The organism is Paenibacillus sp. GQ49, assembly GCF_059759055.1.
The window spans coordinates 131,976-156,957 of the sequence record NZ_JCAXEL010000014.1 but is presented as its reverse complement, the minus strand read 5'-3'; the positions used below and the strand labels follow the sequence as shown (position 1 = coordinate 156,957).

General features: G+C 43.4%; 24 protein-coding genes and 1 pseudogene. 18 read left to right on the top strand and 7 right to left on the bottom strand.

Annotated elements, in window-relative coordinates; all coding sequences use genetic code 11:
* Positions 1-438: 438 nt before the first annotated feature.
* From AC6CIF_RS22090 to AC6CIF_RS22080, 3 genes are all read left to right on the top strand, one after another.
* A complete protein-coding gene (locus tag AC6CIF_RS22090; RefSeq protein WP_498201585.1) occupies positions 439-2,016 on the top strand; it encodes a glycoside hydrolase family 32 protein in 1,578 nt (525 codons plus the stop codon).
* Between the two features lie 97 nt (positions 2,017-2,113).
* Complete coding sequence (locus AC6CIF_RS22085) at positions 2,114-3,163, top strand: hypothetical protein (RefSeq protein ID WP_498201562.1); 1,050 nt, start codon at positions 2,114-2,116, stop codon at positions 3,161-3,163.
* 116 nt (positions 3,164-3,279) lie between these two features.
* Positions 3,280-3,432, top strand: coding sequence for a phosphopantetheine-binding protein (locus tag AC6CIF_RS22080; protein WP_498201561.1), 153 nt, complete (start codon positions 3,280-3,282; stop codon positions 3,430-3,432).
* Here AC6CIF_RS22080 and AC6CIF_RS22075 read toward each other — a convergent pair.
* The gene (locus AC6CIF_RS22075) at positions 3,407-4,252 is read right to left on the bottom strand and encodes a PIG-L deacetylase family protein (protein ID WP_498201560.1); all 846 of its coding nucleotides are present in this window, start codon (positions 4,250-4,252) and stop codon (positions 3,407-3,409) included. The genes AC6CIF_RS22080 and AC6CIF_RS22075 overlap by 26 nt on opposite strands.
* 112 nt (positions 4,253-4,364) lie before the next feature.
* Between AC6CIF_RS22075 and AC6CIF_RS22070 the strand changes: the two genes are divergently transcribed.
* Genes AC6CIF_RS22070 through AC6CIF_RS22025 form a run of 10 tightly spaced genes read left to right on the top strand, consistent with a single transcriptional unit; the run spans position 4,365 to position 13,351 of the window.
* The gene (locus tag AC6CIF_RS22070) at positions 4,365-4,613 is read left to right on the top strand and encodes an acyl carrier protein (RefSeq protein WP_498201559.1); all 249 of its coding nucleotides are present in this window, start codon (positions 4,365-4,367) and stop codon (positions 4,611-4,613) included.
* 1 nt (position 4,614) lies between these two features.
* Positions 4,615-5,931, top strand: coding sequence for a hypothetical protein (locus AC6CIF_RS22065; protein ID WP_498201558.1), 1,317 nt, complete (start codon positions 4,615-4,617; stop codon positions 5,929-5,931).
* Positions 5,924-7,033 carry a hypothetical protein gene (locus AC6CIF_RS22060; RefSeq protein WP_498201557.1) on the top strand — a complete coding sequence of 370 codons (1,110 nt, stop codon included), beginning with the start codon at positions 5,924-5,926 and terminating at the stop codon, positions 7,031-7,033. The genes AC6CIF_RS22065 and AC6CIF_RS22060 overlap by 8 nt, the downstream gene beginning before the upstream one ends.
* Positions 7,005-8,174: a radical SAM protein gene (locus AC6CIF_RS22055; protein WP_498201556.1), complete on the top strand. Its 1,170-nt coding sequence runs from the start codon at positions 7,005-7,007 to the stop codon at positions 8,172-8,174. Before AC6CIF_RS22060 ends, AC6CIF_RS22055 begins: the two co-directional genes overlap by 29 nt.
* A 50-nt stretch (positions 8,175-8,224) precedes the next feature.
* Positions 8,225-9,214, top strand: a complete 990-nt coding sequence (locus AC6CIF_RS22050; RefSeq protein WP_237175081.1) for an ABC transporter ATP-binding protein — start codon at positions 8,225-8,227, stop codon at positions 9,212-9,214.
* Complete coding sequence (locus tag AC6CIF_RS22045) at positions 9,211-10,020, top strand: ABC transporter permease (RefSeq protein ID WP_498201555.1); 810 nt, start codon at positions 9,211-9,213, stop codon at positions 10,018-10,020. The genes AC6CIF_RS22050 and AC6CIF_RS22045 overlap by 4 nt, the downstream gene beginning before the upstream one ends.
* A 3-nt stretch (positions 10,021-10,023) precedes the next feature.
* On the top strand, positions 10,024-10,836 hold the full coding sequence (locus tag AC6CIF_RS22040; protein WP_498201554.1) for an ABC transporter permease: 813 nt from the start codon (positions 10,024-10,026) through the stop codon (positions 10,834-10,836).
* A 31-nt stretch (positions 10,837-10,867) separates the two neighbouring features.
* The gene (locus tag AC6CIF_RS22035; protein ID WP_498201553.1) at positions 10,868-11,818 is read left to right on the top strand and encodes a methyltransferase domain-containing protein; all 951 of its coding nucleotides are present in this window, start codon (positions 10,868-10,870) and stop codon (positions 11,816-11,818) included.
* Positions 11,811-12,782, top strand: coding sequence for a 3-oxoacyl-[acyl-carrier-protein] synthase III C-terminal domain-containing protein (locus AC6CIF_RS22030; RefSeq protein ID WP_498201552.1), 972 nt, complete (start codon positions 11,811-11,813; stop codon positions 12,780-12,782). Before AC6CIF_RS22035 ends, AC6CIF_RS22030 begins: the two co-directional genes overlap by 8 nt.
* On the top strand, positions 12,734-13,351 hold the full coding sequence (locus AC6CIF_RS22025; protein ID WP_498201551.1) for a hypothetical protein: 618 nt from the start codon (positions 12,734-12,736) through the stop codon (positions 13,349-13,351). The genes AC6CIF_RS22030 and AC6CIF_RS22025 overlap by 49 nt, the downstream gene beginning before the upstream one ends.
* A gap of 742 nt (positions 13,352-14,093) precedes the next feature.
* Here AC6CIF_RS22025 and AC6CIF_RS22020 read toward each other — a convergent pair.
* Positions 14,094-14,525, bottom strand: a complete 432-nt coding sequence (locus AC6CIF_RS22020; protein WP_498201550.1) for a hypothetical protein — start codon at positions 14,523-14,525, stop codon at positions 14,094-14,096.
* A 770-nt stretch (positions 14,526-15,295) separates the two neighbouring features.
* On the opposite strand from AC6CIF_RS22020, the gene AC6CIF_RS22015 reads away from it, so the two are divergent.
* Positions 15,296-15,904, top strand: a complete 609-nt coding sequence (locus tag AC6CIF_RS22015; RefSeq protein ID WP_372238410.1) for a cation:proton antiporter — start codon at positions 15,296-15,298, stop codon at positions 15,902-15,904.
* A gap of 135 nt (positions 15,905-16,039) precedes the next feature.
* Here AC6CIF_RS22015 and AC6CIF_RS22010 read toward each other — a convergent pair whose 3' ends face one another.
* The 4 genes and pseudogenes from AC6CIF_RS22010 to AC6CIF_RS21995 form a co-directional block, all read right to left on the bottom strand.
* A complete protein-coding gene (locus AC6CIF_RS22010; RefSeq protein WP_076215242.1) occupies positions 16,040-16,561 on the bottom strand; it encodes an NUDIX domain-containing protein in 522 nt (173 codons plus the stop codon).
* A gap of 3 nt (positions 16,562-16,564) precedes the next feature.
* A pseudogene (locus tag AC6CIF_RS22005) lies at positions 16,565-18,190 on the bottom strand (ribonuclease J).
* A gap of 214 nt (positions 18,191-18,404) precedes the next feature.
* Positions 18,405-18,824: a universal stress protein gene (locus AC6CIF_RS22000; RefSeq protein WP_175395107.1), complete on the bottom strand. Its 420-nt coding sequence runs from the start codon at positions 18,822-18,824 to the stop codon at positions 18,405-18,407.
* 16 nt (positions 18,825-18,840) lie between these two features.
* The gene (locus AC6CIF_RS21995) at positions 18,841-20,304 is read right to left on the bottom strand and encodes a SulP family inorganic anion transporter (protein WP_498201549.1); all 1,464 of its coding nucleotides are present in this window, start codon (positions 20,302-20,304) and stop codon (positions 18,841-18,843) included.
* A 165-nt stretch (positions 20,305-20,469) separates the two neighbouring features.
* Here AC6CIF_RS21995 and AC6CIF_RS21990 point away from each other — a divergent pair, with 165 nt between their 5' ends.
* Positions 20,470-21,012 (top strand): recombinase family protein, encoded by a 543-nt coding sequence (locus AC6CIF_RS21990; RefSeq protein WP_076215248.1) that lies wholly within the window; start codon positions 20,470-20,472, stop codon positions 21,010-21,012.
* A gap of 93 nt (positions 21,013-21,105) precedes the next feature.
* On the opposite strand, the gene AC6CIF_RS21985 is transcribed toward AC6CIF_RS21990, so the two are convergent.
* On the bottom strand, positions 21,106-21,645 hold the full coding sequence (locus tag AC6CIF_RS21985) for a cupin domain-containing protein (RefSeq protein ID WP_498201548.1): 540 nt from the start codon (positions 21,643-21,645) through the stop codon (positions 21,106-21,108).
* Between the two features lie 240 nt (positions 21,646-21,885).
* Between AC6CIF_RS21985 and AC6CIF_RS21980 the strand changes: the two genes are divergently transcribed.
* The 3 genes from AC6CIF_RS21980 (at position 21,886) to AC6CIF_RS21970 (ending at position 24,946) form a co-directional block, all read left to right on the top strand.
* The gene (locus AC6CIF_RS21980; protein WP_498201547.1) at positions 21,886-22,938 is read left to right on the top strand and encodes a flavin-containing monooxygenase; all 1,053 of its coding nucleotides are present in this window, start codon (positions 21,886-21,888) and stop codon (positions 22,936-22,938) included.
* Positions 22,939-23,003: 65 nt separating this feature from the next.
* The gene (locus AC6CIF_RS21975) at positions 23,004-23,462 is read left to right on the top strand and encodes a MarR family winged helix-turn-helix transcriptional regulator (RefSeq protein ID WP_079350227.1); all 459 of its coding nucleotides are present in this window, start codon (positions 23,004-23,006) and stop codon (positions 23,460-23,462) included.
* Between the two features lie 80 nt (positions 23,463-23,542).
* On the top strand, positions 23,543-24,946 hold the full coding sequence (locus AC6CIF_RS21970; RefSeq protein WP_498201546.1) for an NAD(P)-binding domain-containing protein: 1,404 nt from the start codon (positions 23,543-23,545) through the stop codon (positions 24,944-24,946).
* The last annotated feature ends 36 nt before the right edge of the window (positions 24,947-24,982 follow it).

The window sequence follows — 24,982 nt, the reverse complement described above, 5'->3', positions numbered from 1 at the left end:
ATATCACCTTACCCTAGACGCGATGAACTCCAAAATCAGCGAAGTGTCCACCATGATGGATCATATTGTTTAGTAGACCTCGCACGTGGTGGTACATTTGGGTATTCAATAGTTTACATTTTATTTACTGAATAATTAAATGCGAAAGGACAACTCAAATAAAAATGACTTTTTTCAGATAAAACACTATAAAATTGTGCATATGTAAACTAAAAAAAGTTTATTTTCATTTAAAAAATAATGTTAATGTAAAAAAATAGTTTGACATTTGTACACACGTGGATTATTTTGTTAAATATGGGCATGTTGTTTTGGTGCTCTTGTAGTTTTTCTTGGTTGCTTCTTTAGAAAGGTGGACTTAATCTGTCCCGAACGAGTTGAATCAAGTCTAATATGGATCTTATTTAAACCCAAAGGAGCGTGAGCAACATTAACGAAATGCACTTATCAGATGATATTAGCAGCAGAAAAGGATCAGGAAATCTGTATTACAGGGAGACATACAGGCCCCAATTTCATTATTCACCTGGGGAGAATTGGATGAATGATCCTAACGGCATGGTTTACTATGAAGGTGAGTACCATCTGTTCTACCAACATACCCCACATGATACGCAGCCTGACTTCGGCAATATGCATTGGGGGCATGCGGTAAGTGAGGATTTGGTGCACTGGGAGGAACTTCCACCAGCCATCCCGCCGGGGGAAGACGGAGCAATCTTTTCGGGAAGTGCAGTGGTTGATAAGAACAACACAAGCGGTTTCTTCAGCGAAGAAGGATCAGGATTAGTTGCAATTTATACGAATGAGGGCAACGTGGCTCAGCCCGGCAAACCACAGGTGCAGAGCATCGCTTACAGCAGGGATAAAGGTCGAACTTGGATAAAATATGAGGGTAACCCTGTTTTGTTCCCAACGAAAACGCTAGACTTTCGTGATCCGAAGGTGTTTTGGTATGAAGAATCGTCAATGTGGGTTATGGTTCTCGCCGTAAGAGACCGCGTCGAATTTTACACGTCTTCGAATCTGAAGGAATGGTCTTTTGCAAGCGATTTCGGTTCCGATATTCCGGGCATCCATCGAGGGATATTTGAATGTCCTGAGGTATTTAAAATCCAAGTGGATGAGGATCCCAATATCACTAAGTGGGTTCTGATGCTGAGTGTCGGGGATAGAAATGGTGTGAATCCAAACGATTCAGAACCACCGGCAGGCGGTTCTGGCATGATGTATTTCATAGGGAACTTTGATGGTAGTTCATTCACACCAGATGATACGTTGGAATCTTTAGATGTTATCAGATGGGTAGATTACGGATCTGACTTTTACGCGGCCGTGACCTGGGATGGTATTCCGAAAGAAGACGGACGAAAGATTTGGGTCGGTTGGATGAACAACTGGCGTTATGCTTCAGCTCTTCCTTCAAAGGAATGGCGTGGCCACATGTCAATCCCCCGAGAGATAAAGCTTAGGATGTTTTCGGAGGGAATTCGCTTAATTCAAACACCCATAAGTGAATTAAGTCAGCTAAGAAAAACAACTTTGTTGTCTCTTCAAGACTTGACGATTAAACCAGATATGAACGTTTTGTCTGCTATCTCTGCTGCAAAGGTGGAAATTATTGCGGAATTTGAAATCGGTACTGCCGTGGAATTTGGGTTCAAGGTGCGAAAGTCTTCCTCTTCCACTCAGGAGACAATCATCGGATATGATGCCTTGAATGAGGAGTTGTTTGTCGATCGGACGAAGTCGAACGCTACTGATTTTCATCCCGATTTTGCTGCAAAACATAAGGCTCCTATGAAGCCAGAGCATGATCGGATACAGTTGAGCATTTACGTTGATTGGTCTAGTGTGGAGGTCTTCGGAAATAAAGGAGAAACAATTATTTCAGACATGATTTTCCCTGACTTGGAAAGTAGAGGGTTAGAACTCTATTCCCTTGGCGGAGAACTAAAGGTCGTGTCGCTTCAAATCAATGATCTGATAAGCATTTGGGAAAATAGAACTGTTTAGATTTTATTGAATCGACGAATGGTTACTTCCCGATTTTGGGCACCTGGATCTGAACTTGGTGTCCAAAACTAATTAAATCTACCAAGGGGGTGCCTAATTGCGATCCAAGATATTACCGATGCAGTATCCGGCCGTCACCTCGTGGCAGTGGCAGGCAAATACGTTTGCCGTCCTAGCCAATTACCCGCAAGCAAAGCCGTGGATTATGACACATTTCATTCCGCTCCAGCTCACCTTAAATTTAAATGAGGGAAGTTCCTACGTGGACTTCTACCGTACTCCTACCTTTGAATTTTGTCCTTGGCTGCTTCGCCAACATTTAAGTCGTCAGTTGGTCCGAAATTTCAACAAGGATATATGTACTTTTCTGATGGATTGTATAGACATGAATAATTATATTTATTTGCTTCTTGATCACGCGCAGTTTTTGGATATTGAATCTTTCTTCTCACATGACTCATTTATTTTTGGTTATGACGAGGAGAAGGACATATTTCATATCGCCGATTTTACATTCGAAGGGGGGAAATACTCATTTAACGAAATCACATTTGAGCAAATGAGACGTGCCTACGAGGGAATCGATGACGATGGAGATTGGTTGTATGCGTGGAAGGGTGGTCTCTCTCTGTTACAGTTCAACAAGCGAGCAGCTTATGACTTTAATCTAAACTATGTTATTGAGCACCTTAAGGACTATTTAAATGGAGAAAATCCCGCCGACAAATACAGAGAGTTGGGTTATATAACAAATCCATGTGTATGTGGAATTCGTGTTTATGACGAGCTGATTTTGGATATAAGCCGCATACGCAGTGGACAAATTGAGGAAGATAATCGCCCGTTTCAAGTGATCTATGATCACAAGATCTTGATGTTGGAACGAATTGACTTCATGAATCAAACTGGTGTTCTAAGGGGAAGTAATCAGCTCAGGGTTCGCTATCAGATGATTGCCGACGATGCTCTATTAGCGCGAAATTTGATTATCAAATATTCACTGACGAAAAACGAAGATAACCTCAAAACAGTGGAAGTGTTAATTAGGCGTATTCAAGCCTGTGAGCGTGAGGCTATTGAACTTATGATCTACAACTTGAGCCTTGTGTCAAACATAACTCCAATGGGCGTTGAGGAGGAGGTCTAACGTTGAGAAAACAACCCTGTTTGGAACGCATCCAAAACCTAATTCATCAAAAGATACCGGACTACGATAAACAACGGATAAACGCCAATGTGTTACTTAAAGAGATATGGATCCAAATGAGTTCTATGGAGATGATTACATTCGTCGTGGAGCTCGAAGCCGAATTCGGTCTAGAGCTCCCGGACGAACTGGTAGGTAACATGGCGGGCAGTCATCTAACCCTTGGCGACTTGGCTGATCTTATTAAAAGTTACCAGGAACGCTTATAGCAAGTGGGACTTGATCATGCACACTCACAACATGCAGTCTGAAGCAATATGAGTTTGGATCAAGCTGATGCTCTGGCGGACGGGACGAATGCGCATGTTGAATCACTTGTCTAAGCATCTCCCATCGGGAGTGCCATAATAGACGGATCTGGGAGCGGTATTCCAGGATGGCCGCAGTCTTCTGTTTCAAACTGCACTTGGGAAGCGAAATGTAGACTGGATATAGATTCCGGGCTAGGTCAATTTCCCATTTTATATCTTGACCATAGTTTAGATACGGTAGATCTTCGTAGTAAATCAAACGGGCAGAGACTTCCAGATTACTAATACTTCGTACAGCTTGTTCGGCCGCAACCCGCACGATACCGTGATCCACATGTCTGCCGATTGCAAGCGGAATATAAATATGATCGTAGTCCGTAAGACAGAGTCGTGTCAAAAGTACTTCTGTTGCCTCAGAAATCACGTCCAGCTCGGTCTCGTAGTCACTACGGAACAGATCGTCCAGCTTTTCATATGAGGGGGCACCGCTGCGATCTTTACGATAGATACATTCCTGCATGTCCAGATGAATCGTGTCCACATCGAGAAGATCACATGCACTAATGTCCTCTTCTCGCCGTACCTTCATCACGTCGGAGCTTAGTCCGAACTTTTTGTGCAGGATGCGAGCAAGTAAGGATAGATCTGTGCCAGTACCAGTGAAAACAGTTGCTATGGTCACATGATAGCCAGCACGAACAAGCGAATCGATATAATCGCCGCAAGAAATAATAGCATCGTCCAGATGGGCGGAGACAAACAGACAGTGGTGATTCAAGGCTTCAAGACCTCCCTTTAACAGCAATAAGAAATATATTACTATTATACCTTTTATTTAACTATTTGGGATTAAATAAAAATCGAGACTGCAAATTGAAAGGATGACGTTTATGTTTGAAACATTAAAAAATATCATTGCAACTGTGCTCGAGGATGACTCGCTTCGTGAAACTCTCACAATGGAGAGCGACCTGATTAACGACGTCGGGTTAGATTCCCTACAGATGATAACGTTTATTCTCGGCGTTGAAGATGCTTTTGGGGTGGAGATCGTTTACGAGGACCTGGACTTGGCTTGTCTGCGCTCAATCGGTGCCTTCATGGCATTCCTAAAAGGCATGAATCAAGAGGTCGGGTAGTATGTTGGTTGCCAGCACTTTTGATTCGGAAACCTATTGGCGTGAAGAAGGGAGTAGCAGGTTGCCTTTTATTCCTGATCCTTCACGGTCGCGGGTCGTAATGGCTATGGATGAATTGCTGGCTTCCTTATGTGGCCCGGAGGACACACTGTTGACCCGCTTTGAGATGGATGAGGCGCACATGGATTATTTGGCGCACATCGGCTTTCATTTTAAACAGCTTAGTGCGAATGTCCCAAGCCATGAACCAAATCTGTTTCGTGCTCTGTACGAAGTTCCAGAGACCGACGAGAGGCTGAAGCAGTTTAGTGAAATGACTCCCTTTTCAGTCGCACCTTACGCTCACGAGCTTCTCGACAGGTACAACTATTCGAACAATCTGCCCACCCTTCAAGATGTTAAACGAGTAAATTCTAAGTTGTATTCCGCTGACCTTGCTAAGAAACTTCTGGGCAGCTCCTATAGCCAGCCAGTGTTCAGCGCGGATGAATTGGCTGCAGTAGGGCGAGAGCTTATGGGGTTGGCGAATGGGGTCCTGTTAAAAGACCCCTTTGGCGTAGCTGGAAAAGGCAATATGCTGTTTAAAAACCTATCATCTTTGGAACGTGTAGTAAGCTATTTGCGCAAACAAGAGCAAGCTGGTTCCTCAACGGCGTTTCTTGTCGAGCCGTTCCTTGACGTGGAATATGATTTTTCGTGCCAATTTTCAATTGATGAGAGCGGGTCGTACCAGATCATCGGCTTGCAGCAAATCATCAATCGACAGTTTGCTTATGTGGGGTCACAAGTGATGCAGGAGGAGAACAGTCATTCGCTAATACGGAACGGTTATTTCGATGTCATTGAGAAGCTTGCTTCCTCACTATACAAGGACAGGTACTTCGGCCATGTTTGTGTAGACTCCATGATACTAAAGGACGGCACAATCGTGCCGATTGTAGAAATCAATGCCCGTCAATCGATGGGACTGGTCAGTCATCGACTGGGCGAACGGCTGGAAAATGGGAAGCACGGGACATTTACGTTCCGAACGGTAGGCAGTCGCCATCGATTTGATTACGGGCAGTGGCTGCGGCAGCTGGATGATGACAGCGTTTTATACCCTAATCATACCGGTGAGGGCATCATCCCGCTTTCCCCGGCGTGCATGTTTGCTGGCTATGGGGAATCAGATTACCCACAGACATTAAGCGAAGGCAGTTTCATCAAGGGTAGGCTTTATCTGTTTGTAATCGCGCGAGATGTACAGGAGCAGAAAAGTTTAATCGACAAGCTAAAGGAACGTTTTGAAGTCCAGGGAGGCAAGTGGTATGGATAGTCATTTGAAGCCTTGTGTCACTATACTTGGATCCGGTAACTCACTAGGTGTGTACATGCCCGCCGTACAGCTAGGCATTTACCTGGAGCGTTCCGGCATTTCAAACGAAGTCTGTGTGCTCGAAAATGTGTATGTCGACGGCGTAAAGAACAAAGTGCCGTCTTATCGTAAAGCCTTTCATGATAATTTCGCCATCGCCCGAAAGAGTGTGGAGTTGGCTCGCGATATTTCAGATTGCCTGGATCCCACCAAGATACAGCTGCTGCTGGAAGATTGGTCCCGTGAGCGTCGGACGTCGTTCATTGCGTTGACTGGGTTCTGGATCCCGATTTTGGAACAATATGAACGGTTTGTTGGGACTCGGCTCAAAGTCGACATGCTTCATCTCGATGCTGCGCTTTCGCCATCTTATTTGGTCTATGGATCTCGAAGCGAGCGGTACAACCACATTTGGTTTTACGAACCGACCAAGAAGCGTTTTGAATTACAACTTCCGTTGACGGACGAAGCACCGATCCCGTTTCGCCAGCGAGAAGAGAGGTTGGTGGTCCATGGTGGCGGCTGGGGGATTGGGACCTACCCGCAGGCTGTTCGAGACCTGCTTGAAGGCGGTATGGAGCTGGATGTTCTGGCTTATTTTGACGAGGATATCCAGCCTGATCCACGCATTTGCTATTATCGGAACGACCCATCGTGGAGTCCGTGGCTGAGGAATAGACGGGGGGAATTCGGTTTTCCTCCATTTGCTCAGATCCAACATGGAGAGACTCCCATTTACTTAGACCGCGGAAGTGTTCCTCTGCTATTTGAACGAATTCGCCGTTGCACAGCCATTGTCAGTAAGCCGGGTGGCTATTCCTTGATGGAATCGTTCGCCGCTGCGACGCCTATGGTTTTTCTTGAGCCCTTTGGAAGACACGAAACCGCCAATGCTGATTATTGGATTAAGCAAGGATTTGGCGTGTCCTTTACGGATTGGAAGATGCAGGGGTTCAACATCGAGATATTGGAACGTGCTCATTGTAACCTACTACATGCTCGTGAGCATTGCAAAACTTATGGAGGTGTAAATTATGCAACCCAAAACGAGTCGGAAGTTTGATGAGCGTGTGTTTAACGATCTGAAGCGTACAATTATGAATATGTCCCGGGTCAGTCGGCTTCGAGCGACCGATAGTCGCTATGCGATGGAGATCCCGGAAGATATCGGGATCAAGCTGAACAACGGGTGCAACTTGCGTTGCAAGCATTGCTACGAGTGGAACGCGGACGGCTTTCACTGGGACATGTCCAAGGAGGAGCAAGGTAAAGAAATCGATGTCGCGTTGGTCGATAAGCTCCTTGCCTTCACCCATGAGAAGAAGTCGAAAGTTTATCTTTGGGGCGGAGAGCCGCTGTACCATAGCAAGTTCGATCAGATTGCGAATCTGCTGGAACGCGATCAGCGGACGACGACGATTTGTACTAACGCGATTCTTCTGGAGGAAAAGTTAGATTCACTGCTTAAGATCGGTGAGGGACTTGTCGTACTAGCCAGTCTGGAGGGATTCGAGACAGAGAACGACGCGATTAGGGGCAGAGGGACCTACAAAAAGGTGGTTAGTGCCATAGAACGTCTGCTGGAGTTGCAGCGTCAGGGCATTTTCAAGGGCAGAGTATCCGTCAGCTTGACGATGAATGATCTCATGATTCCCAAAATGTTTGATTTTATGAAGTTTTTCGAGGAGATGGGCGTGGATTCGGTCTACTTTGTATATCCGTGGTATATCGCACCTGAGTCTGCTCAGGAGATGGACCATTTCTTCATCAAAGAGTTTGACTGGCTGGATCCAATCCGTCAGGGTAGCTGCAGTTGGAATTCATTCACTTATCATATCTCCGGCGAGAAGGTGGGGGCACTCAAGGAGGAGGTTCTCCGCATCTCCCAGCAAACATGGGGAAGCCGGGTTCGATTTATGCCCGCATTGGAGCAAGACGAGATAGAGGATTTTGTCACTGGCGTGCAGAGAACCGGGATGAAGCGGAAGGAATGCTTGGCGATCTCCACCCGAATGGACGTATTGCCGAGCGGAAACGTCACTCCGTGCAAGTTCTTTCCTGAGATGGCGGTCGGCAACATTAGTGATGTGGATGTGAAGGAGGTTTGGAAGGGAGAAAATTTTGCCAAACACCGAGAGGTATTAGCTTGCGGACTGATGCCGGTCTGTTCCCGATGCGGGTTACTTTATCATTATGGCCGGTAAACGTTATCGTCCACCTTCTAGTTCTATTTCATGGTTAAGGAGGAGCGCAATTGACAGCGATCCAAGTGGTGCAGTTAGCTAAAAACTTCACCTATTACACCAAAGAGGTCGGAATGCTTCATTCCATTAAAAACCTCTTTTATCGGAAAAGTTTGACAAAGGAAGCGGTGAAAAATATCTCCTTTTCGATCGAAGAGGGGGAAATGGTTGCATTCCTTGGGCCTAATGGGGCAGGCAAAACGACGACGCTAAAGATGCTCTCTGGCATCTTACATCCAACTAGCGGCGAACTTACTGTACTGGGCTTCAAGCCTTATGAGCGAAATAAGGAATTCAAGAAGCAGTTCGCTATTGTAATGGGGCAGAAGAGTCAACTATGGGTTGACTTGCCTGCGGCGGAATCCATTTTGCTAAACAAATATATCTATCAGGTTGACGATCAGCATTACAAACAAACACTGAACGAACTCATCGAACTGTTGGACGTCAAGCACATTATGAATGTTCAGGTAAGGCGTTTATCGCTAGGTGAGCGTATGAAGATGGAGCTCCTTGCGGCGCTTATTCATAAGCCGAAACTGCTTTTCCTGGATGAGCCGACGATCGGACTCGATATTGTTACACAGAAAAAGGTGCGGGAGTTTTTGAAGTATTACAACGAACAGCATAGGACAACGATTATTTTGACAAGTCATTACATGAAGGACATCGAGGATCTGTGCAAGCGGACGATCATTATCAATGATGGCAGGCTCGTCTTCGACGGGGATCTGAAGCGAATCGACGATGTCTTGAACGACACAAAAATCATACAGTTGAAATTTAAGCAACAAGTAGCGACTGGACAGCTGCAGTTGTACGGGAAGGTGCGTCAATCGGACGGATTTCATGCCACGCTGGAGATAAGTAAGGAGCGCATTAGCATGGCTTCCAGGGATTTGCTTGAACACTACCCGATTGAAGATATTACGATCGAAGATATTCCTATCGAGGAAGTCGTTGTATCCTTGTATCAGCGGGATGATCGGGTATCCGGATGAATGCCTTTCCCAAATACGGACGCGTGTTCCAGTTAGGCGTTCAGTCTTCACTCGAATATCGACTTGACTTTCTCTTTTCCTTGATCAGTGCATTCTTTCCGATTCTGATCCAATATTATATTTGGACAGCGGTCTATGGAAGATCAGAATCGTCGGAATTTTTCGGATATACCTACGGCCAAATGATTTTATACACAATAACGGCAGCCATCGTGACAAAAATTGTGACAACGGATATAGGTCAAAACGTGGCTACCGAAATCAAGGATGGTGGGTTGAATAAATATTTGGTTCAACCGGTCAGTTTTTTCGCTCTAAAGCTATTTACTATGCTGGGGCAAAAGATTTTCTTTTTTTCAGCCATGCTATGTATCTTGCTGTTTACACTCGTTTACTTGACCGGAACTTATGGTATACGGATTCCCTTGACACATATTCTACTCTTTATGGTGTCAATGGTCCTGTCTTTGTTGTTAAACTTTCTTATCTCTTATACGCTCGCGGCTGTTGCATTTATATTGTCTGAAATCTCCTATTTTTTTGAAATGACCGGCTTATTTGTCATCATTTTAAGTGGTGGTGTTTTTCCGATTGAGGTGTTTGGTAAGACCATAAATAAGATTTTAGACTACTTGCCATTCAAGTATACGATCCATTTTCCTGCGAATGTTATTAATGGCAGATTGTCAATGGACGAGGCAGTACAAGGAATCGGGATGCAGTTCTTCTGGATGATCGCGCTGCTTGCCTTTTCACGGATCGTATGGCGCGCCGGTATGAAGAAGTATCTCGGATTGGGGGGCTGACCGGTGAGAGGATGGCTGGGAACGCTTCGCAACTACCTAATGATTTACTTTTTGTTCATTAAGAACTGCTTTATTGCTCAAATGGAATACAGGACGAACTTCATACTCGGGATTGCTGTGGAAATCGCTTACTTGTTTGCCAAGCTGCTTTACGTCGTAGTAGTTTATGAGACGGACTTGCATATCGGATCGATCACGCCTGATGGTATCTTGATGTTTGTCGGCACATACACGATTATGACCGGTCTCTATTCCGGGCTGTTTTTCCCTAATTTCGTGAGGGTATCCGAGTATATACGCAACGGGACGTTGGATCTACTCATGGTTAAGCCAATTTCACTACAGTTTTTGGTTTCGCTTCGATACATCGATCTTGGGATGCCAATTCCGAATTTCATCGCGGGTGGAACGATGGTTGTGATCAGTTGGAATGCATTAAATATTCCGGTAACGGCATGGAGTTTATTCTCATTTTTGTTTTACTTGGGGACAGCGTTGATCATTACTTACTGTCTGATGTTCATCCCAGCTTTGTTATCCTTCTGGCTTGTTAATACGGGAGGACTGGCGGGAATTTTCTATTCCATTTGGGACGCCAACAATATGCCAATGCCGATCTATTCACGTTTCATCCAACGAATCGGCGTGTATGTGCTGCCTTTTCTCGTCATTACGAATTTTGGGCCTATGATGGTGATGAATCAGCTGACACCTGCTTTGGCGGTATGGGGCGCTATCGCACCAATCGTGCTCCTTGTAATCGTTCGCTTTGTCTGGAATCGGGCTATACGTAATTATAACAGTGCAAGCGGCTAAAGGCTGACAGCTTAATTGAGGGAGGAATGACATGCATATGCTTCGTTGGCCGGCAACCGGCATTTCCTTAGTATGTCCTATTTGCAAGTCAAAGCTAAACACATCGGATCAGATGTTGGTGTGCGGGGAGTGCGCGGTCAGTTATCTCTTCGGTGATGGTGGTGTTCCGTTTATGCTGGCTGATCTGCAAGGGCAGGAAAGCGGGGAAACTGCAGTCCTCAAAAAGGATATCATGAAGATGTTCACTAACTATAATCGGTCCTTGGACGAGAGTGGCTTTTCCCGCTTCTCGACATTTATCAATTGGGGGTTCGCCTCCGAGTTCAACCAGGCACCAGCAAGTGTCAATCGAAACTCCATCCGGCTTCTGCAGGAGTGCTTGGATGGTTTATATCTCGAGGATAAGAACATTTTGGAGGTAGCCTGTGGCAGGGGGGGAGGCGTGCGAGAGCTCTGTCGAAGTTACGGTGTGAGAAGCGTTGTTGGCTTAGATCTGACCGAAGCCAATATTGCATTTTGCCAATTGACCAACCGTTTCCCAAATGCCTATTTTTGTGTTGGGGACGCCGAGAGGCTTCCTATCGGTTCGTCATGTTGTGATTTTGTCCTCAACATGGAAGCGTCTGATCTATATCCGTCGATTAAGTCTTTTTATGACGAGGTCTTCCGGGTGCTGAAACCGGGCGGGACTTTTGTTTATGCGGACGATTTGCCAACCTGGAAGTTTGACAATGGTGAACGGTATTTGCTTGAACTGGGCTTCGAGCTGCTTATATCACGCGATATCACGGGGGAAGTTTTGCTTTCAAGTGATCAAGTTCTAAAAAATCGCATAGCCGCTTTTGGATCTGAAGGTCAGATGGATACTGCGATTTGGAAAACAATGGGTGTGCCAGGTACGTCCTTGTACGATGAAATGAAGAGCGGGGAACGCCAGTACAAGATCATGCATTTCCGAAAGCGGGCTCATCACAATGTATGAGAACCACTTGACGATCGTCGATTATTCCGTCTATCTCCCGAAGTCCCGTATCCATGTCACGAAAGCGATTCAGCAGGTGAAGGCTGACGGCGTTGAATTTCGAATGAGCGATTCCGAATACTTGAACAAAGGCTTTGAGCTGGTGCCCATAGAAGAGGAACTTGAATTGGAACAGATGATTGCTACCGTGTGTAGGCCAATTCTGCACCGGGCTCTGCAAATGAATGTACAGATCGCGGCAGTCATGTTTGCTAGTGTAACGAATAATGAAAACGGTGAACGGAATCTTTTTGATCGCCTAACAGATGAATTCGCCCTTGAGACAGTCCCATTTATCCCTTTGGAGGAATATTCTTGTTCCACGATGCACTTATCGTTGAGCCTGGCGTCGAACTACTTCATGGCCCCGTGTCAGCAAGGTAAAGGAATCTTGTTCATCACTGCCGACAGAGCTATGAATTCTTATGAACGGAGCGATCCGTTTATGGTGTTCGGTGACGGCGCGAGTGCTGCTTTATATATGAAGGGGCAGCGTCAAGGACAGCAGACACTTGCTTCGGTTATGAGAGTCGACGGCCTCGTATACGATCTGGATCCAGATCGTATTCAATTATATTACTCAACGTTTTATTTAGGGGTCAGACAGGCAGTAAAAGCAGCATTAAGCGAGTCCGGTATTCACATTGCTCAGATCGCCGTGATCTTTTGCACCAATCTGGGGCTACACGTATGGAGTATGCTGGCTCAAGTACTGAGGGTGTCTCTGGAACGCTTCTACAATCTAACCCTCTCCAAGGACGGACACATTCATAACACCGATATCCTAAATAATATCGATCACGCTATCTGTTCAGGTTTCTTGAAAGAAGGGGACTTGTATATGACGATTTCCGTTGGCTTCGGAGGCTATTACGGTTGTGCGATTCATCGGTATTCCAAGAAGGTGAACGAGCTATGTATTTGACATTTCATCATGCTGAGGCAGCTTTGGGATTAGAAATGCCATGGGGACGGATAACCGATCTAATTGAAACGAATAGGAATTGGACCGAAGGAATTGACTTGCTCTGTTACTGTCATCAGACGGACTTGGAAACTGGTGTTAATGGCTGTGCTAAACTGAGACAAGAATTAGGGCTAAATGAGGTTATGCCCATTTCCGTCGGGCAGTCGGGTAGCCTTTCTCTATATAATGCATTAACATTATTAGACTGGATGTTCAATAGCGGTACAAAAAATCATGCTCTTTGCGTCATTGCCGACTCATTCATTCCGGATCATATGGACAAACAAGGGAGTTACATGAGTATGATCGCATTGATCGGTGTATCGACTATGGCCGGGGATTATCGAGTTGAAAGCTGCCGTAAGCTTCCAGGTACCAGCGTTAAAGCTGGAGCGAAAAGTGCAGTTGAACCGATTCTAAAGCTTGGGCTGCACCACCCGGAGTTTACAAGCGATCCGGAGATGGAAGTCGTCACGTTCGATGCTGGAGTCTTCGGCGCATGCCAACTGAAGTTGCGACGAACATAATTCCCTTCACCCGCTCAGTTTTACCAAGACCATATAGGAGAATGTTTGGTTTTTTCCATGCGCTCCTTCGTGACCCCGAGATGATGGCGGCATTTTACATTGCGCAGAGTATTACAGGTGGAATTACACTAAACTCTTCTCAGAAAATTATTCTCGGCGGCAGCGTCTAACTTCAAATGTCGAGGGACAAGAACTTGGTTCCTTTGCCGAAAAGGACAAAAACATTGTGTCATTTCGGATTAGCTAGATTTCTAAATAGCATCATGATGGAACTTCCATGGCGAGATAAAAGTCACATAAATATAAAACTTCGCTTGAATAACGATTTTTCTGTATCAAGAATAGGTTTTTCGGATTTTCGTACCTAACGCAAGAACTTAGTATTTGCTGGAAAGGTTAAGAACATGGTACCATGTCGATTAAAATATTAATCAGCAGTACCGACTAAGAATGTGTGGTATCTTCTGGTAGAGCATCGTACTCGCTATTGAAGTAAGGTTATTATGAGAGACCAGTAGAAAAAAAATCCAGGGAAGCCTGCGCTAGCTTGAGCATATTAAAACACCAAAAAGCAGCTGATCAACGTGATCGGCTGCTTTTGTTCGAGTCTTAGATAAGGGTAGTAAAGCATGAGAGAGCTTAGTCATGACCGATTAGTAGGTTATCGGAATTGTGTCTGTAAGGCTATCTCTGAGCCAGCCTGAAATCATTTCTTCCTGAATCCTAAATAATTTAGTTAGGATTAATAATGAATATTGAAATAACCACCACCGAGGCCATTCGGAGAATTTGCATATATTTGTTGATAACCATAGGCCCCTTCAATTATTACTTTTTGACTTCCATATTGTGTGGCTTCATGTCTTACAGGATATAATGTTCCATTCTCATTTCTGAGTTGGAATTTGTAGGTGCCTAGAACATTAGCTTGAAAAGTTATTTCAATTCTCCCCGTCATATAAATATATGGAGTGTACACACCATTATCAAAATAACCGGGGTATGGATTGCTTGCAAATATACTGATTCCATCTTTCACTTGTCTCTGCATAAGAATATCTTGTGAGACAGGGGTAGTGGGAGTCAAAGCTTGATCAGCAAAAGCAGCTTGAAAAGGGACTATCATAGAGAGGGCTGAGAGTAATGCAATCGTTGTTTTTTGATATTTTTTCACGATCAACATCTCCTTGAGAATTTTTGATTTTACATTTTAGACATGATTTTCACAAGTAAAAACAACAAGTAACAATAAAAAGGATGCTAATGGATGTTCCCCTCACCCCCTAGATATAAATTGGATTTTACAATAATAACAATACATATATTTCCATAATAAAACAGTTACAAAAATCACTATCACTCTAGTTTTTTTGATATTTTCTTATGTCATTCTTTGTCGAGGGACAAGAACTTAAGCCGATTACCGATTGGTGCAGGAAATACACGGAAAGTCTTTTTTATTTACGATAGTATTTAACTCGAAGGGAGGGAGAACGATGGATTGGTTTGGAGAGGATGAAAAGCGCAATCGATAATATCGAAACAAATAAAGACAGAACAAGATAGCCAGATTACCCACCATTCAAAAGGACGTCTTTCAGCGAAGCTATTTGTACCATGAGGACGAGTTTGATTACATATGATCCTCTCCTCGTTTATTATGTTTACTTTTACATACCAAAAATACATCCCTGATGCTTATTTTCAAGGTTTATATAAAAAGTACGTATACATATTAATGATGGTTATTATAAGGTTTACAGGACTGTTTATGGCGGTTTAAAAGCTATATTGACCTAGGTTTTTAGGTCTATTATTATGTTAGGGAACGCGTTCGCATTGTTTGATCTGTTGTTGTTGAGGAGTAGATAGAATGGAATTTATAATGGTATTTGGCTTTAATCAATTTTAGTCGTTATCCTTTTGGCATTTATGATGAGTTTCTTGGGTACAGGTCAGGATGTAACTTTAGTACTCCTAGTAGGAAAGAAAGTGCTATTTTTCATAGGCGTATTTGTTGCAGGGGTGTTTATAGTTCCTCGCGTTATGGATTTGATGGGGATGGCCGGTATAGTCGGTTCATTTGCTGCCGGTATTGCTTCAACTGGTTTACAAGAAGGGCTTCTTTTACCTGAATACTTCACTTCAGTTTTTATAATGGTCATACTTACAACTTTAATAGCGCCACCAATGTTAAAGGTGTTATTTAAGCCACGTAAGGGAAACTGCTTCAAAAGAAAGGCGGACTATAAGAGTAAAAGGGGGCTGATTATCATATCTAAACTCTACTTGTTTTCTTACAAGCCTAAAAATGAAGGATGGACCGAGGAGTGTATTAACTTTCATCTTGAACATCTGTTTGAGGTCAAACATCTTCATGACAGAGTGTATTTAATTAAAACAGCTGATGATATTGATTTGTTAGATAAGTACCTTCTTGAGTGTCTACGTACACACGATAGTTATTTTTTGCTACAAATTAGTGAAATGCCTGTCACACATCGTCAGAATGGTCTTATATCTGAAGATGTAACTAGATGGCTTCAACTCTAAATAATTTTATCGGACTTTCATTAGATAGTTCGTTATAGACAGGTTAGTTTAATTTTATGGCCCCATGTGCTTGTCCTGGTTGAGGACATGAATACGGGGCCATTACAAATTACATTGCGAATCTAATATTCTAAACTAAAAGATTAATTCAGACGCAATAAGCTCCAACACAATCGTCTCTCTTTCAATGGAAAATCCCATGGAAGCCTCTTTATTCAATATTACCTGCCGATTATGCTTAATGGCCTGATGAATGTCGATCCAGACGGCAGACATCCCATTGTTCATTTCATAATCTTCGAGTTTGGCTTCTCCAAGCTGTTCATGAATGTTGCAAACATAATAATAAGATAACATATGGATCAGATCATATTCGGGTTTGTAATGGGGACGATACTCTTCAATGTAGCCGAACTCGCTTGTCACCTCCACCTGGGTAGCTCCGGTTTCTTCAGCAATTTCTCTTCTTAGCCCACGAAGTAGGTCCTCATCCGCTTCCACACCACCTCCGGGAAAACTGTAGTCGTTATATCTACGGGTATAGAGTAGAAGAATCTCAGAACCACGCATAATAATGCCACGTGCTGCTTTTCGTTCAAAAATCCGTCCATTTAGGGCGGGTGTATCGGGATGAATTAACTTTTGAATCATTCTCATTGTTTAGTCGTCCTTTACTTGAGTAGGATGTGAAACGCTATGAATGGAAGAGAAAATCACAGGAGTACGTTGTAATTGTGAGTAAAAGAAGTTCTGGAGTACTTCTGAGATTTTATGTTCCCAGATCTCACAGCTGGCTTCTTTTTTCTGCTCTAGTCCATATAGTGCGGATTTCAATTGTGATTCTGCTGTTTTCATCAGTTTGTTAGCATCTCGTACATAGACAAACCCTCGGCTAATGAGGTCAGGCCCTGATATCATTTGGCATGTCTCATTGTTTAAGACAAGTGCGACAATAAGTACACCATCCTTAGCCAATCTATTGCGTTCATCAATGAGTTCAGGCTCATGATTTTCAACTTTACCACGTATCACAAATGACGATCCCGAAGGGAGATTTCTTCCTTTTCGAGCATGATATTTAGTAATGAGGAGAGGCTCTCCAATATTCAATACATAGATTCTGTTGGAGGGTATTCCAACTTGCTCAGCTAGTTTTTGATGGCTTACCAGCATTCGATATTCTCCATGGATCGGTATGAAATATTTCGGGCGCATGGTCCGTATCATCAGTTTTAAATCCTCACGTGATCCATGCCCGGAAGTATGAATGTCATACTCTGCTCCGTAGAGGACAGCGGCTCCAGAACGCATCAGCATATCTATGCTTCGATTGACTTGAATGACGTTACCAGGAATCGGAGAAGATGAAAAGACAATCGTATCTCCTGGGAATATTTGAACGTGACGGTGGGAGCCGGATGCAATACGGGTTAATGCTGCATTAGGCTCTCCTTGACTACCCGTGCATAAAATGATGACTTGATGATGTGGAGTGGTGTGGATTTCCTTCATATCCATTAGCATACCTTGAGGTATATGAAGGTGTCCAAGTTCTTGGCCAATGGAGAATATTTTTTCCATGCTGCGGCCCAGTATTAAAATTCTCCGATTACACTCTGAAGCAGCATGAATAACTTGTTGTAACCTGTGAACATTGGACGCAAAAGTCGCAAACAAAACTCGGCCTTCACATTGCTGGATTAATTCCAAAACAGATTTACCCACTGTATGTTCTGAAAGGGACTGACCTTCACGTTCACTGTTGGTACTATCAGACAGCAAAGCAAGCACGCCTTTTTCACCTAACTACATCATTTTATGAAGATCTGCTGTCTTTCCTTCAGGTGTCATATCAAATTTGAAGTCACCTGTGTGCACAATAGAACCATAGGGTGTATCTACAACGATACCAAAAGCATCGGGTATGCTGTGTATTGTTCGGAAAAAATGAACAGAAAGATGCTGAAATGACACGCGTTCGTGATCCTGAATGATATGAAAATCCACTGAATTCGTTAACTTGTGCTCTTCCAACTTGGCTTTGACCAAGCCGATCGTTAGTGCACCGCCATAGATTGGAAAGGAAAGATGTTTGAGCAAGTAGGGGGCAGCACCAATATGATCTTCATGTCCATGGGTAAGGAAAAGAGCTTTGATCTGTTGAGGCTTGTCCAGCAAATAACGTATATCAGGAATAATGTAATCTACACCATTCATATGGGCATCGGGGAATTTCAAACCTGCGTCAATCAAAATGATTTCATTTTTGTATTCGATCCCATACATGTTCTTTCCAATTTCCCCGAGACCTCCAAGCGCAAAAATACGTACAGCAGGAGGATGATAGCGTGATGTTTTTTGTGGTTTTTGAGTCTTTAATTTGGAGTGTTCCAAGATATTCTCTCCTCCAGTCAACGTTTAAATGATCTAATCTAATTCCTTTTAGAAAAAGAAGCGAGACCTCTGCAATTGCAGAGGCCCCATGCTTCATATCCATCATCTATTTCACAATCATAACTGGACAATGAGCCCTCTTAACGACTTTATGACTTACACTTCCAAGTACGAATTCCTGTAAGGAGTTCAGTCCCCGGCTACCGATAATAAGCAGATCAACGCTGTTCTTATTCGCGTAATCAACAATCGTAGGACCAGGATCTCCATTTACGAAGGTAACTCGATAGTTCACATGTTTCTCTGTAAGTTCTTGCTGAACAGGCATAAGTTTCTGTTTACGTTTCAGTTCGATTTCCTCATGATTCTGAGAATGGAGAACTTCCTCTTTGACCTTGGACAGGTCTACAACAAACAGAATCTCAACTTCGACATCTGGAATCAATGATGCAATATAAGCGGCTTCTTTCGCTGCCCGAATGGCATTGTTAGAACCATCTGCAGCAAGTAGAATATGTTGATACATGTTCATCTCTCCTACCTTAATGTGATTTTAATTGTGCATTTGGATCTTGATACACCGCTAACTTATTTACGAGTTTTTCACTTGAGGTATTCAGTCCTTTAATCGTGACACGGTTATGATTCTCCCGATATCTTATGACCACTTTATCGACAGCCCCTACACCTGAGTCATCCCAAATATGTGCATTTGAAAAATCAATACTAATGTCCGAATCCGCAATCTCGAAGTCAAAAGATTCAATAAATCCTTCCACGGATGCAAAGAATAATTGACCCGTCACATCAAATCTTACGTTTTTCTCCGTGGAGAGATGCCTCACTTTAACCTTTGAGATTTTGGAAGCGAAGAATATCGCACTAAGAATGACGCCGACAATGACACCCAATGCAAGATTATCGGTCGCTACAACGACAATAACGGTGACTAGCATAACAAGTGCATCACTTTTTGGGGCTTTACGGAGATAAGAGAAGGAAGACCAGTCAAACGTTCCGACGGCTACCATGATCATAATCCCGGCGAGTACAGGCATAGGGATCTGAACAACGACACCGCCAAGTACAAGGATAAGGAACATGAGAAATACGCCAGCTACGAGCGTAGATAACCTTCCTCGTCCGCCAGACTTGACGTTGATCACAGACTGTCCAATCATGGCGCAGCCTGCCATTCCGCCGAAGAAACCGGTAATGACGTTGGCAATTCCTTGTCCGCGAGCTTCTTTGTTTTTGTTACTGTTCGTTCCCGTCATATCATCCACGATGGAAGCGGTCAAGAGAGATTCGACCAATCCGACAATAGCCAGTGAAATAGAATAAGGGAATATAATTTGTAATGTTTCGATATTAAAAGGAATATCGGGAATAAAGAATGAGGGAAGAGATTGTGTGATAATACCTAGCTCTCCAACCGTTCCCAAATCCAGGTTACCCCAAATGGCAGTTGCGGTTAAAACCACAATGGCAATAAGAGGTGCTGGAATGGCTTTGAAGAATCGGGGCAAAACATATACAATAAGTAAGGTAACTGCAACGAAGATGTAGGTCAGCGTAGATATGCCTACAAAATGGGGAACTTGTGCCATGAATATCAGAATAGCGAGAGCATTCACAAAGCCGATCATGACAGCCCTCGGGATGAATTTCATGAGTTTCCCGATTTTGAATACACCAAAAAGCAATTGGATAACGCCAGTAAGAATGGTGGCAGCCAGTAAATATTGAACGCCATGTTCCTTGACCAAAGGAACCATTAGTAAGGCCATGGCACCTGTAGCAGCAGAAATCATCCCTGGTCGGCCACCAATAAATGAGATGATGACAGCAATACAAAACGATGCATACAGACCCACCATGGGATCTACACCAGCAATAATAGAAAATGCAATGGCTTCGGGGATGAGTGCCAATGCCACTACTATCCCGGCTAATATGTCCCCTCGAATATTAGAGAACCAATCTGTCTTAATCCGTTCAATCACGTGTACTTCCACTCCTTATCTTTTTTTTTATGACTCTTACTCGACTAAAAGTCATATCCGGTTGAAGTATATTGATCTTATCACAGGGAGTTCCAAAAAGGAACCATTTTGGTTCTTATTTTGTGTTATAATTTTATAATGTCAGTTGCAGTTAGGAGTTTTAACATGATTATTGGCTATATGAGACCTTCACAGGATGACCCGAATTGTCAAAATCAACACGAAATTTTAAAGCGGAAATCCTGTGATCGAATATTGAAGGAAGAACATTCATCTGCAAAGCAAAGAACGCAGCTAAATGCCATGATGAACCAGCTCGAAGCAGGAGATGTCGTCGTTGTTACTCGATTGTTCTCCTTAGCTGACTCTACAAAACATCTTGTCGATCTGCTGAAGGAATTTCAAAAGCGAGAGGCTCATCTGTATTCTCTGAATGAAAATTTGAATACCCAAGACAGTTCTGGTCGTATTTTTCTGGAGCATGTGAAGGCTTTACTTGATTTCCAAGGAGATTTAACTAGTGAAAGCACGAAAAAAGGAATGGATGAAGCGAAGGAAAAGGGGATGAAGTTAGGTCGTCCTCGTAAATTAGATGGCAATGTGATGAAGGCGATACAAATGTATGAAAGTAAAGAGTACAGTCTTGCTGAAATTCGTGAAGAAACAGGTATTAGCAAAACAACGTTGTATCGATACCTCGATAAGTAATTAAATTAAGAAATAGCCTGATTTTTCTCCACGACGAATGGAGAGAAATCAGGCTTATGTTTTAAAATTTGTATAGCATTAGAGTACGATCGACTAACTTTCAGAAGACATGGCAATGGCTTTCGTTTCATGCACTGTCCCATAAGGATGCTCAGGCGGCGCATAGATCACGTACACTTTAAGAGGTATACTGCCTGTGTTGGTGATATTGTGCCATTTTCCAGCAGGCACCATAACGGCATAGTCCTCACAGGCCATCGTTTGAAAATTCAATTTGTCTTTCTCGTCTCCCATTTGGACAAGTCCCTGACCTTCTTCAATCCGTATGAATTGATCGGTTGTCGGGTGGACTTCCAGACCGATATCTTCGCCAACACGGATACTCATCAGAGTCACTTGAAAATACTTTCCTGTCCATAGAGCCGTACGATAATTTTGATTATACTTTGTGGCTTGATCAATATTGATTACAAGTGGTTGTTGTCCATAATCTTTTATTTCTAAATTTCCACCAGGGTGACTAAGGTTCACATTTCCATGGCAATACGGAGGGGTGAGGCCCTGTCCGTTGTTATTCCGGATGTTAGGCACTGGATTATGCCATTGATTTCGATTTGATAATTTAGGGTACATGCTCATTCTCCTTCTTTGGTGAAATGTCTACTCACAACCTATGCAGCCGCCTATATAAAGGTATACAACATTTGCAATAATGGGCATGAGCCTACATGAACACTCACAGGGTAGGTTTTTAGATGAGATAACTAGTCACCGAAGAAAAACACTTGCATTTTGCAAATAAATAAATATACTAAACGAGTACATATCTTGTAAGAAGGAAATTACTCTAACTATATTTGAAGGAGATGTGTTATGGAACCAACACTCTGGGATGTCATTGTTATTGGTGGAGGTCAGGCAGGACTTGCTTCCGGTTATCATTTGAAAAAGAGAGGGCTGTCTTTTTTGATTCTGGAGGCAGGAGGAGAAGCGGTAGGGGCGTGGCCACAGTATTACGATAATTTGAAGTTATTCTCACCTGCCAAGTACTCTTCTCTGCCTGGGCTTTCGATAGATTCTCCAGGAGATCGATACCCTCATCGTGATGAAGTTATTCAATACTTGAAAGACTATGCTACTCATTTTGACTTGCCTTTGGTTTATAACAACCGTGTAGATCAAGTATCCAAAGAATCTGGCGTTTTTACAGTAACAACTTCAAGTGGAGAGAAATACGTGGCTCGCAATCTGATTTTGGCAACAGGATCGTTTAGCAGGCCCTATACCCCTTCGATTCCAAGCGATGAACAATTTGAGGGGGAAATCTTACATTCCGCGACGTATCGAACACCGGCCCCTTTTCATAATCAATCGGTCATTGTTGTAGGGAGAGGAAACTCCGCGGTTCAGATTGCGATGGAACTATCCGAAGTAGCTGAAACAACACTTGCTGTGAGAGAACCAGTAGCACTAATTCCACAGCGTCTCTTGGGCCAGGATATTCACTTCTGGTTTAAGTTAACGGGGATCGATTCGTTTTGGAAATTTGGGAAGTCATTTGCAAACTGTTCATCCGTTCTGGATTTGGAGGGATATAAGCAGCGGCTTAAAGCGGGAAACCCGAAACAAAAGAAAATGTTCACCGCATTTTATGACAGTGGGGTGATCTGGTCTGATGGATCACGAGAAGAGGTCCAAACCGTCATTTTCGCGACAGGATATCGCTCTAACGTTTCTTATATTGATGCATTAGGTGGACTGAATGGCCAAGGCGAACCCCAGCAACAGAACGGGATTAGCAAGACAATCCCCGGACTTTATTTTGTAGGCTTGTCTGGACAGCGCTCCTTTGCATCAGCGACCCTTCGGGGTGTCGGACCAGATGCTGATTATGTCGTTAAACATATCCAAAACAATGTGAAATAGCAGAAGAATACACGATAGTTGCAATATACAAATAATATGATTATAATAGACACCAAGAGGTGATCATGTTGCCGGATAACCAAAACCCAAGAGAGTTATTACAGATCATGGTACGTCGCTTCGGCTTGCTGGATAAAAATTGTTGTACGGTTGGAGAGCAGGAAATATCTTTAATCCAAAGTCATATTCTATATGAAATTGACCATCAACATGAGCCATCCATGCAACAAATTGCCGAAACGCTAGCCATGGATATTACAACCTTTAGTCGTCAAATACAGACGTTGATTAAGAAAAACCTGGTCTTAAAAACACCTCATCCTGAAGATCGGAGAGTATACATTCTGAGATTGACGGTAGAAGGGAAGTTTGTAGCGACAGCTATAGATCATCGGATGAATACACATCTGGAAGAGGTTTTTTCTTTCATGACCGATACAGAAAAAGCAATCGTTATGCAATCTGTTAAACTGCTTAATGAGAGTATGTTAAAATCGAAAATGTGCTGTACGCCAGTGGGGTAATGAGCATTATTACCCCGTTACATTTCTCTAATACTTGTAATTTGCAAATATATTCAATTAACTACTGGAGGTCGTTTGAAATGAAAAACATTGAATTCAAACAAGTCGAGTCCTGTTGTGCACCTACGCTCACGGAAAACCAGATCTCTCTTCAAGAGCCTGTACACCGAGGAGAGCTGTCTCATTTACCTGTAGCCATCATTGGTGCTGGGCCTATTGGTCTGGCAGCAGCAGCACATCTGATTGAAGCTGGCCAATCCTTTATCATTTTTGAAGCGGGGAGCAAAGTAGGTGAGAATATCTCCAAGTGGGGCCATGTTCGTCTATTTTCGCCATGGCAGTATAACCTAGATAAAGCAGCAGAGAGGTTGTTGACGAAGAATGGGTGGATTGCCCCATCTCCAGACGAATTACCGACGGGACATGAGCTTCGGGATCAGTATTTACGACCACTCGCAAAACTTCCGAAAATTCAAACTGCTCTTCATTTAAATACACGTGTTGTGGGGATTAGTCGCAAAAATACAGATAAAATGAAAACCGTAGGCCGCGAGAAACAACCCTTTATGATCTATGTTGAAGAGGAGGGGAAGAATAGACGCTATGAAGCTAGAGCTGTGATCGATGCTTCAGGAACGTGGGAACACGCTAACCCTGTGCTTTCTAGTGGTGTACTCACTCTTGAAGAGAAAGCTCTTCATGACCGTATATTCTATGGCATTCCGGATGTACTAGGGGAAGCGCGGGAGCGTTACACGAATAAACATGTTGCCGTTGTAGGAGGTGGACATTCGGCCTTGAATACGTTACTTGATCTATCCAGTCTGCAAGAAATGGATTCAGGTACAAAACTGACCTGGTTGATGAGAAGAGATCAAGTAGAGGAAGCTTATGGTGGAGAAGCGAATGATCAACTGGAAGCCAGAGGTGAACTAGGAAGCCGAATTCATCAACTCGTTGATGCTGGAAAGGTCAACGTGATAACGCCATTTCATATTCAGGAACTTCAGCAGAATGGCGATCAAGTTACCATCATTGGAGAGCAACGTGGTGTTATTCAGGAAATACCTCAAGTGGATGAGATCATTGTGAATACAGGTAGCAGACCCGACTTTACCTTCTTAAGAGAGTTGAGGTTTAGCATTGACCAGATTACCGAAAGTGTCGAAACCCTGGCACCATTAATTGATCCGAATGTTCATAGCTGCGGCACCGTTCGTCCACATGGTGAGAAAGAGCTTCGTCATATGGAACAAGGATTGTATATTGTAGGTATGAAGAGTTATGGACGTGCACCTACTTTCCTGATGGCTACAGGATATGAACAGGTTCGATCTGTGGTGGCCTTTTTAGTTGGTGATCTAGAAGCCGCTTTAAAAGTAGAGCTGGATCTACCGGAGACCGGTGTATGCAGTGTCAATCTCCAGCAAGTGAAGGTGGTAGCTGAGGAAAAGGGTGATTGCAGTCCTTCTTGTACCAATTGAAAATGGAAGAGAGTTTACGAACACCCGAAGCGTTGG

What these genes read in the sequence shown, in the direction of transcription:
- AC6CIF_RS21980 (WP_498201547.1), top strand. Translation starts at nt 21,886, where the DNA reads ATGGAACCAACACTCTGGGATGTCATTGTTATTGGTGGAGGTCAGGCA.
- AC6CIF_RS22060 (WP_498201557.1), top strand. Translation starts at nt 5,924, where the DNA reads ATGGATAGTCATTTGAAGCCTTGTGTCACTATACTTGGATCCGGTAAC.
- AC6CIF_RS22035 (WP_498201553.1), top strand. Translation starts at nt 10,868, where the DNA reads ATGCATATGCTTCGTTGGCCGGCAACCGGCATTTCCTTAGTATGTCCT.
- AC6CIF_RS22030 (WP_498201552.1), top strand. Translation starts at nt 11,811, where the DNA reads ATGTATGAGAACCACTTGACGATCGTCGATTATTCCGTCTATCTCCCG.
- AC6CIF_RS22080 (WP_498201561.1), top strand. Translation starts at nt 3,280, where the DNA reads ATGAGTTCTATGGAGATGATTACATTCGTCGTGGAGCTCGAAGCCGAA.
- AC6CIF_RS22090 (WP_498201585.1), top strand. Translation starts at nt 439, where the DNA reads ATGCACTTATCAGATGATATTAGCAGCAGAAAAGGATCAGGAAATCTG.
- AC6CIF_RS21975 (WP_079350227.1), top strand. Translation starts at nt 23,004, where the DNA reads ATGTTGCCGGATAACCAAAACCCAAGAGAGTTATTACAGATCATGGTA.
- AC6CIF_RS22000 (WP_175395107.1), bottom strand. Translation starts at nt 18,824, where the DNA reads ATGTATCAACATATTCTACTTGCTGCAGATGGTTCTAACAATGCCATT.
- AC6CIF_RS21970 (WP_498201546.1), top strand. Translation starts at nt 23,543, where the DNA reads ATGAAAAACATTGAATTCAAACAAGTCGAGTCCTGTTGTGCACCTACG.
- AC6CIF_RS21990 (WP_076215248.1), top strand. Translation starts at nt 20,470, where the DNA reads ATGATTATTGGCTATATGAGACCTTCACAGGATGACCCGAATTGTCAA.
- AC6CIF_RS22010 (WP_076215242.1), bottom strand. Translation starts at nt 16,561, where the DNA reads ATGAGAATGATTCAAAAGTTAATTCATCCCGATACACCCGCCCTAAAT.
- AC6CIF_RS22045 (WP_498201555.1), top strand. Translation starts at nt 9,211, where the DNA reads ATGAATGCCTTTCCCAAATACGGACGCGTGTTCCAGTTAGGCGTTCAG.
- AC6CIF_RS22065 (WP_498201558.1), top strand. Translation starts at nt 4,615, where the DNA reads ATGTTGGTTGCCAGCACTTTTGATTCGGAAACCTATTGGCGTGAAGAA.
- AC6CIF_RS22055 (WP_498201556.1), top strand. Translation starts at nt 7,005, where the DNA reads ATGCAACCCAAAACGAGTCGGAAGTTTGATGAGCGTGTGTTTAACGAT.
- AC6CIF_RS22070 (WP_498201559.1), top strand. Translation starts at nt 4,365, where the DNA reads ATGTTTGAAACATTAAAAAATATCATTGCAACTGTGCTCGAGGATGAC.
- AC6CIF_RS21985 (WP_498201548.1), bottom strand. Translation starts at nt 21,645, where the DNA reads ATGTACCCTAAATTATCAAATCGAAATCAATGGCATAATCCAGTGCCT.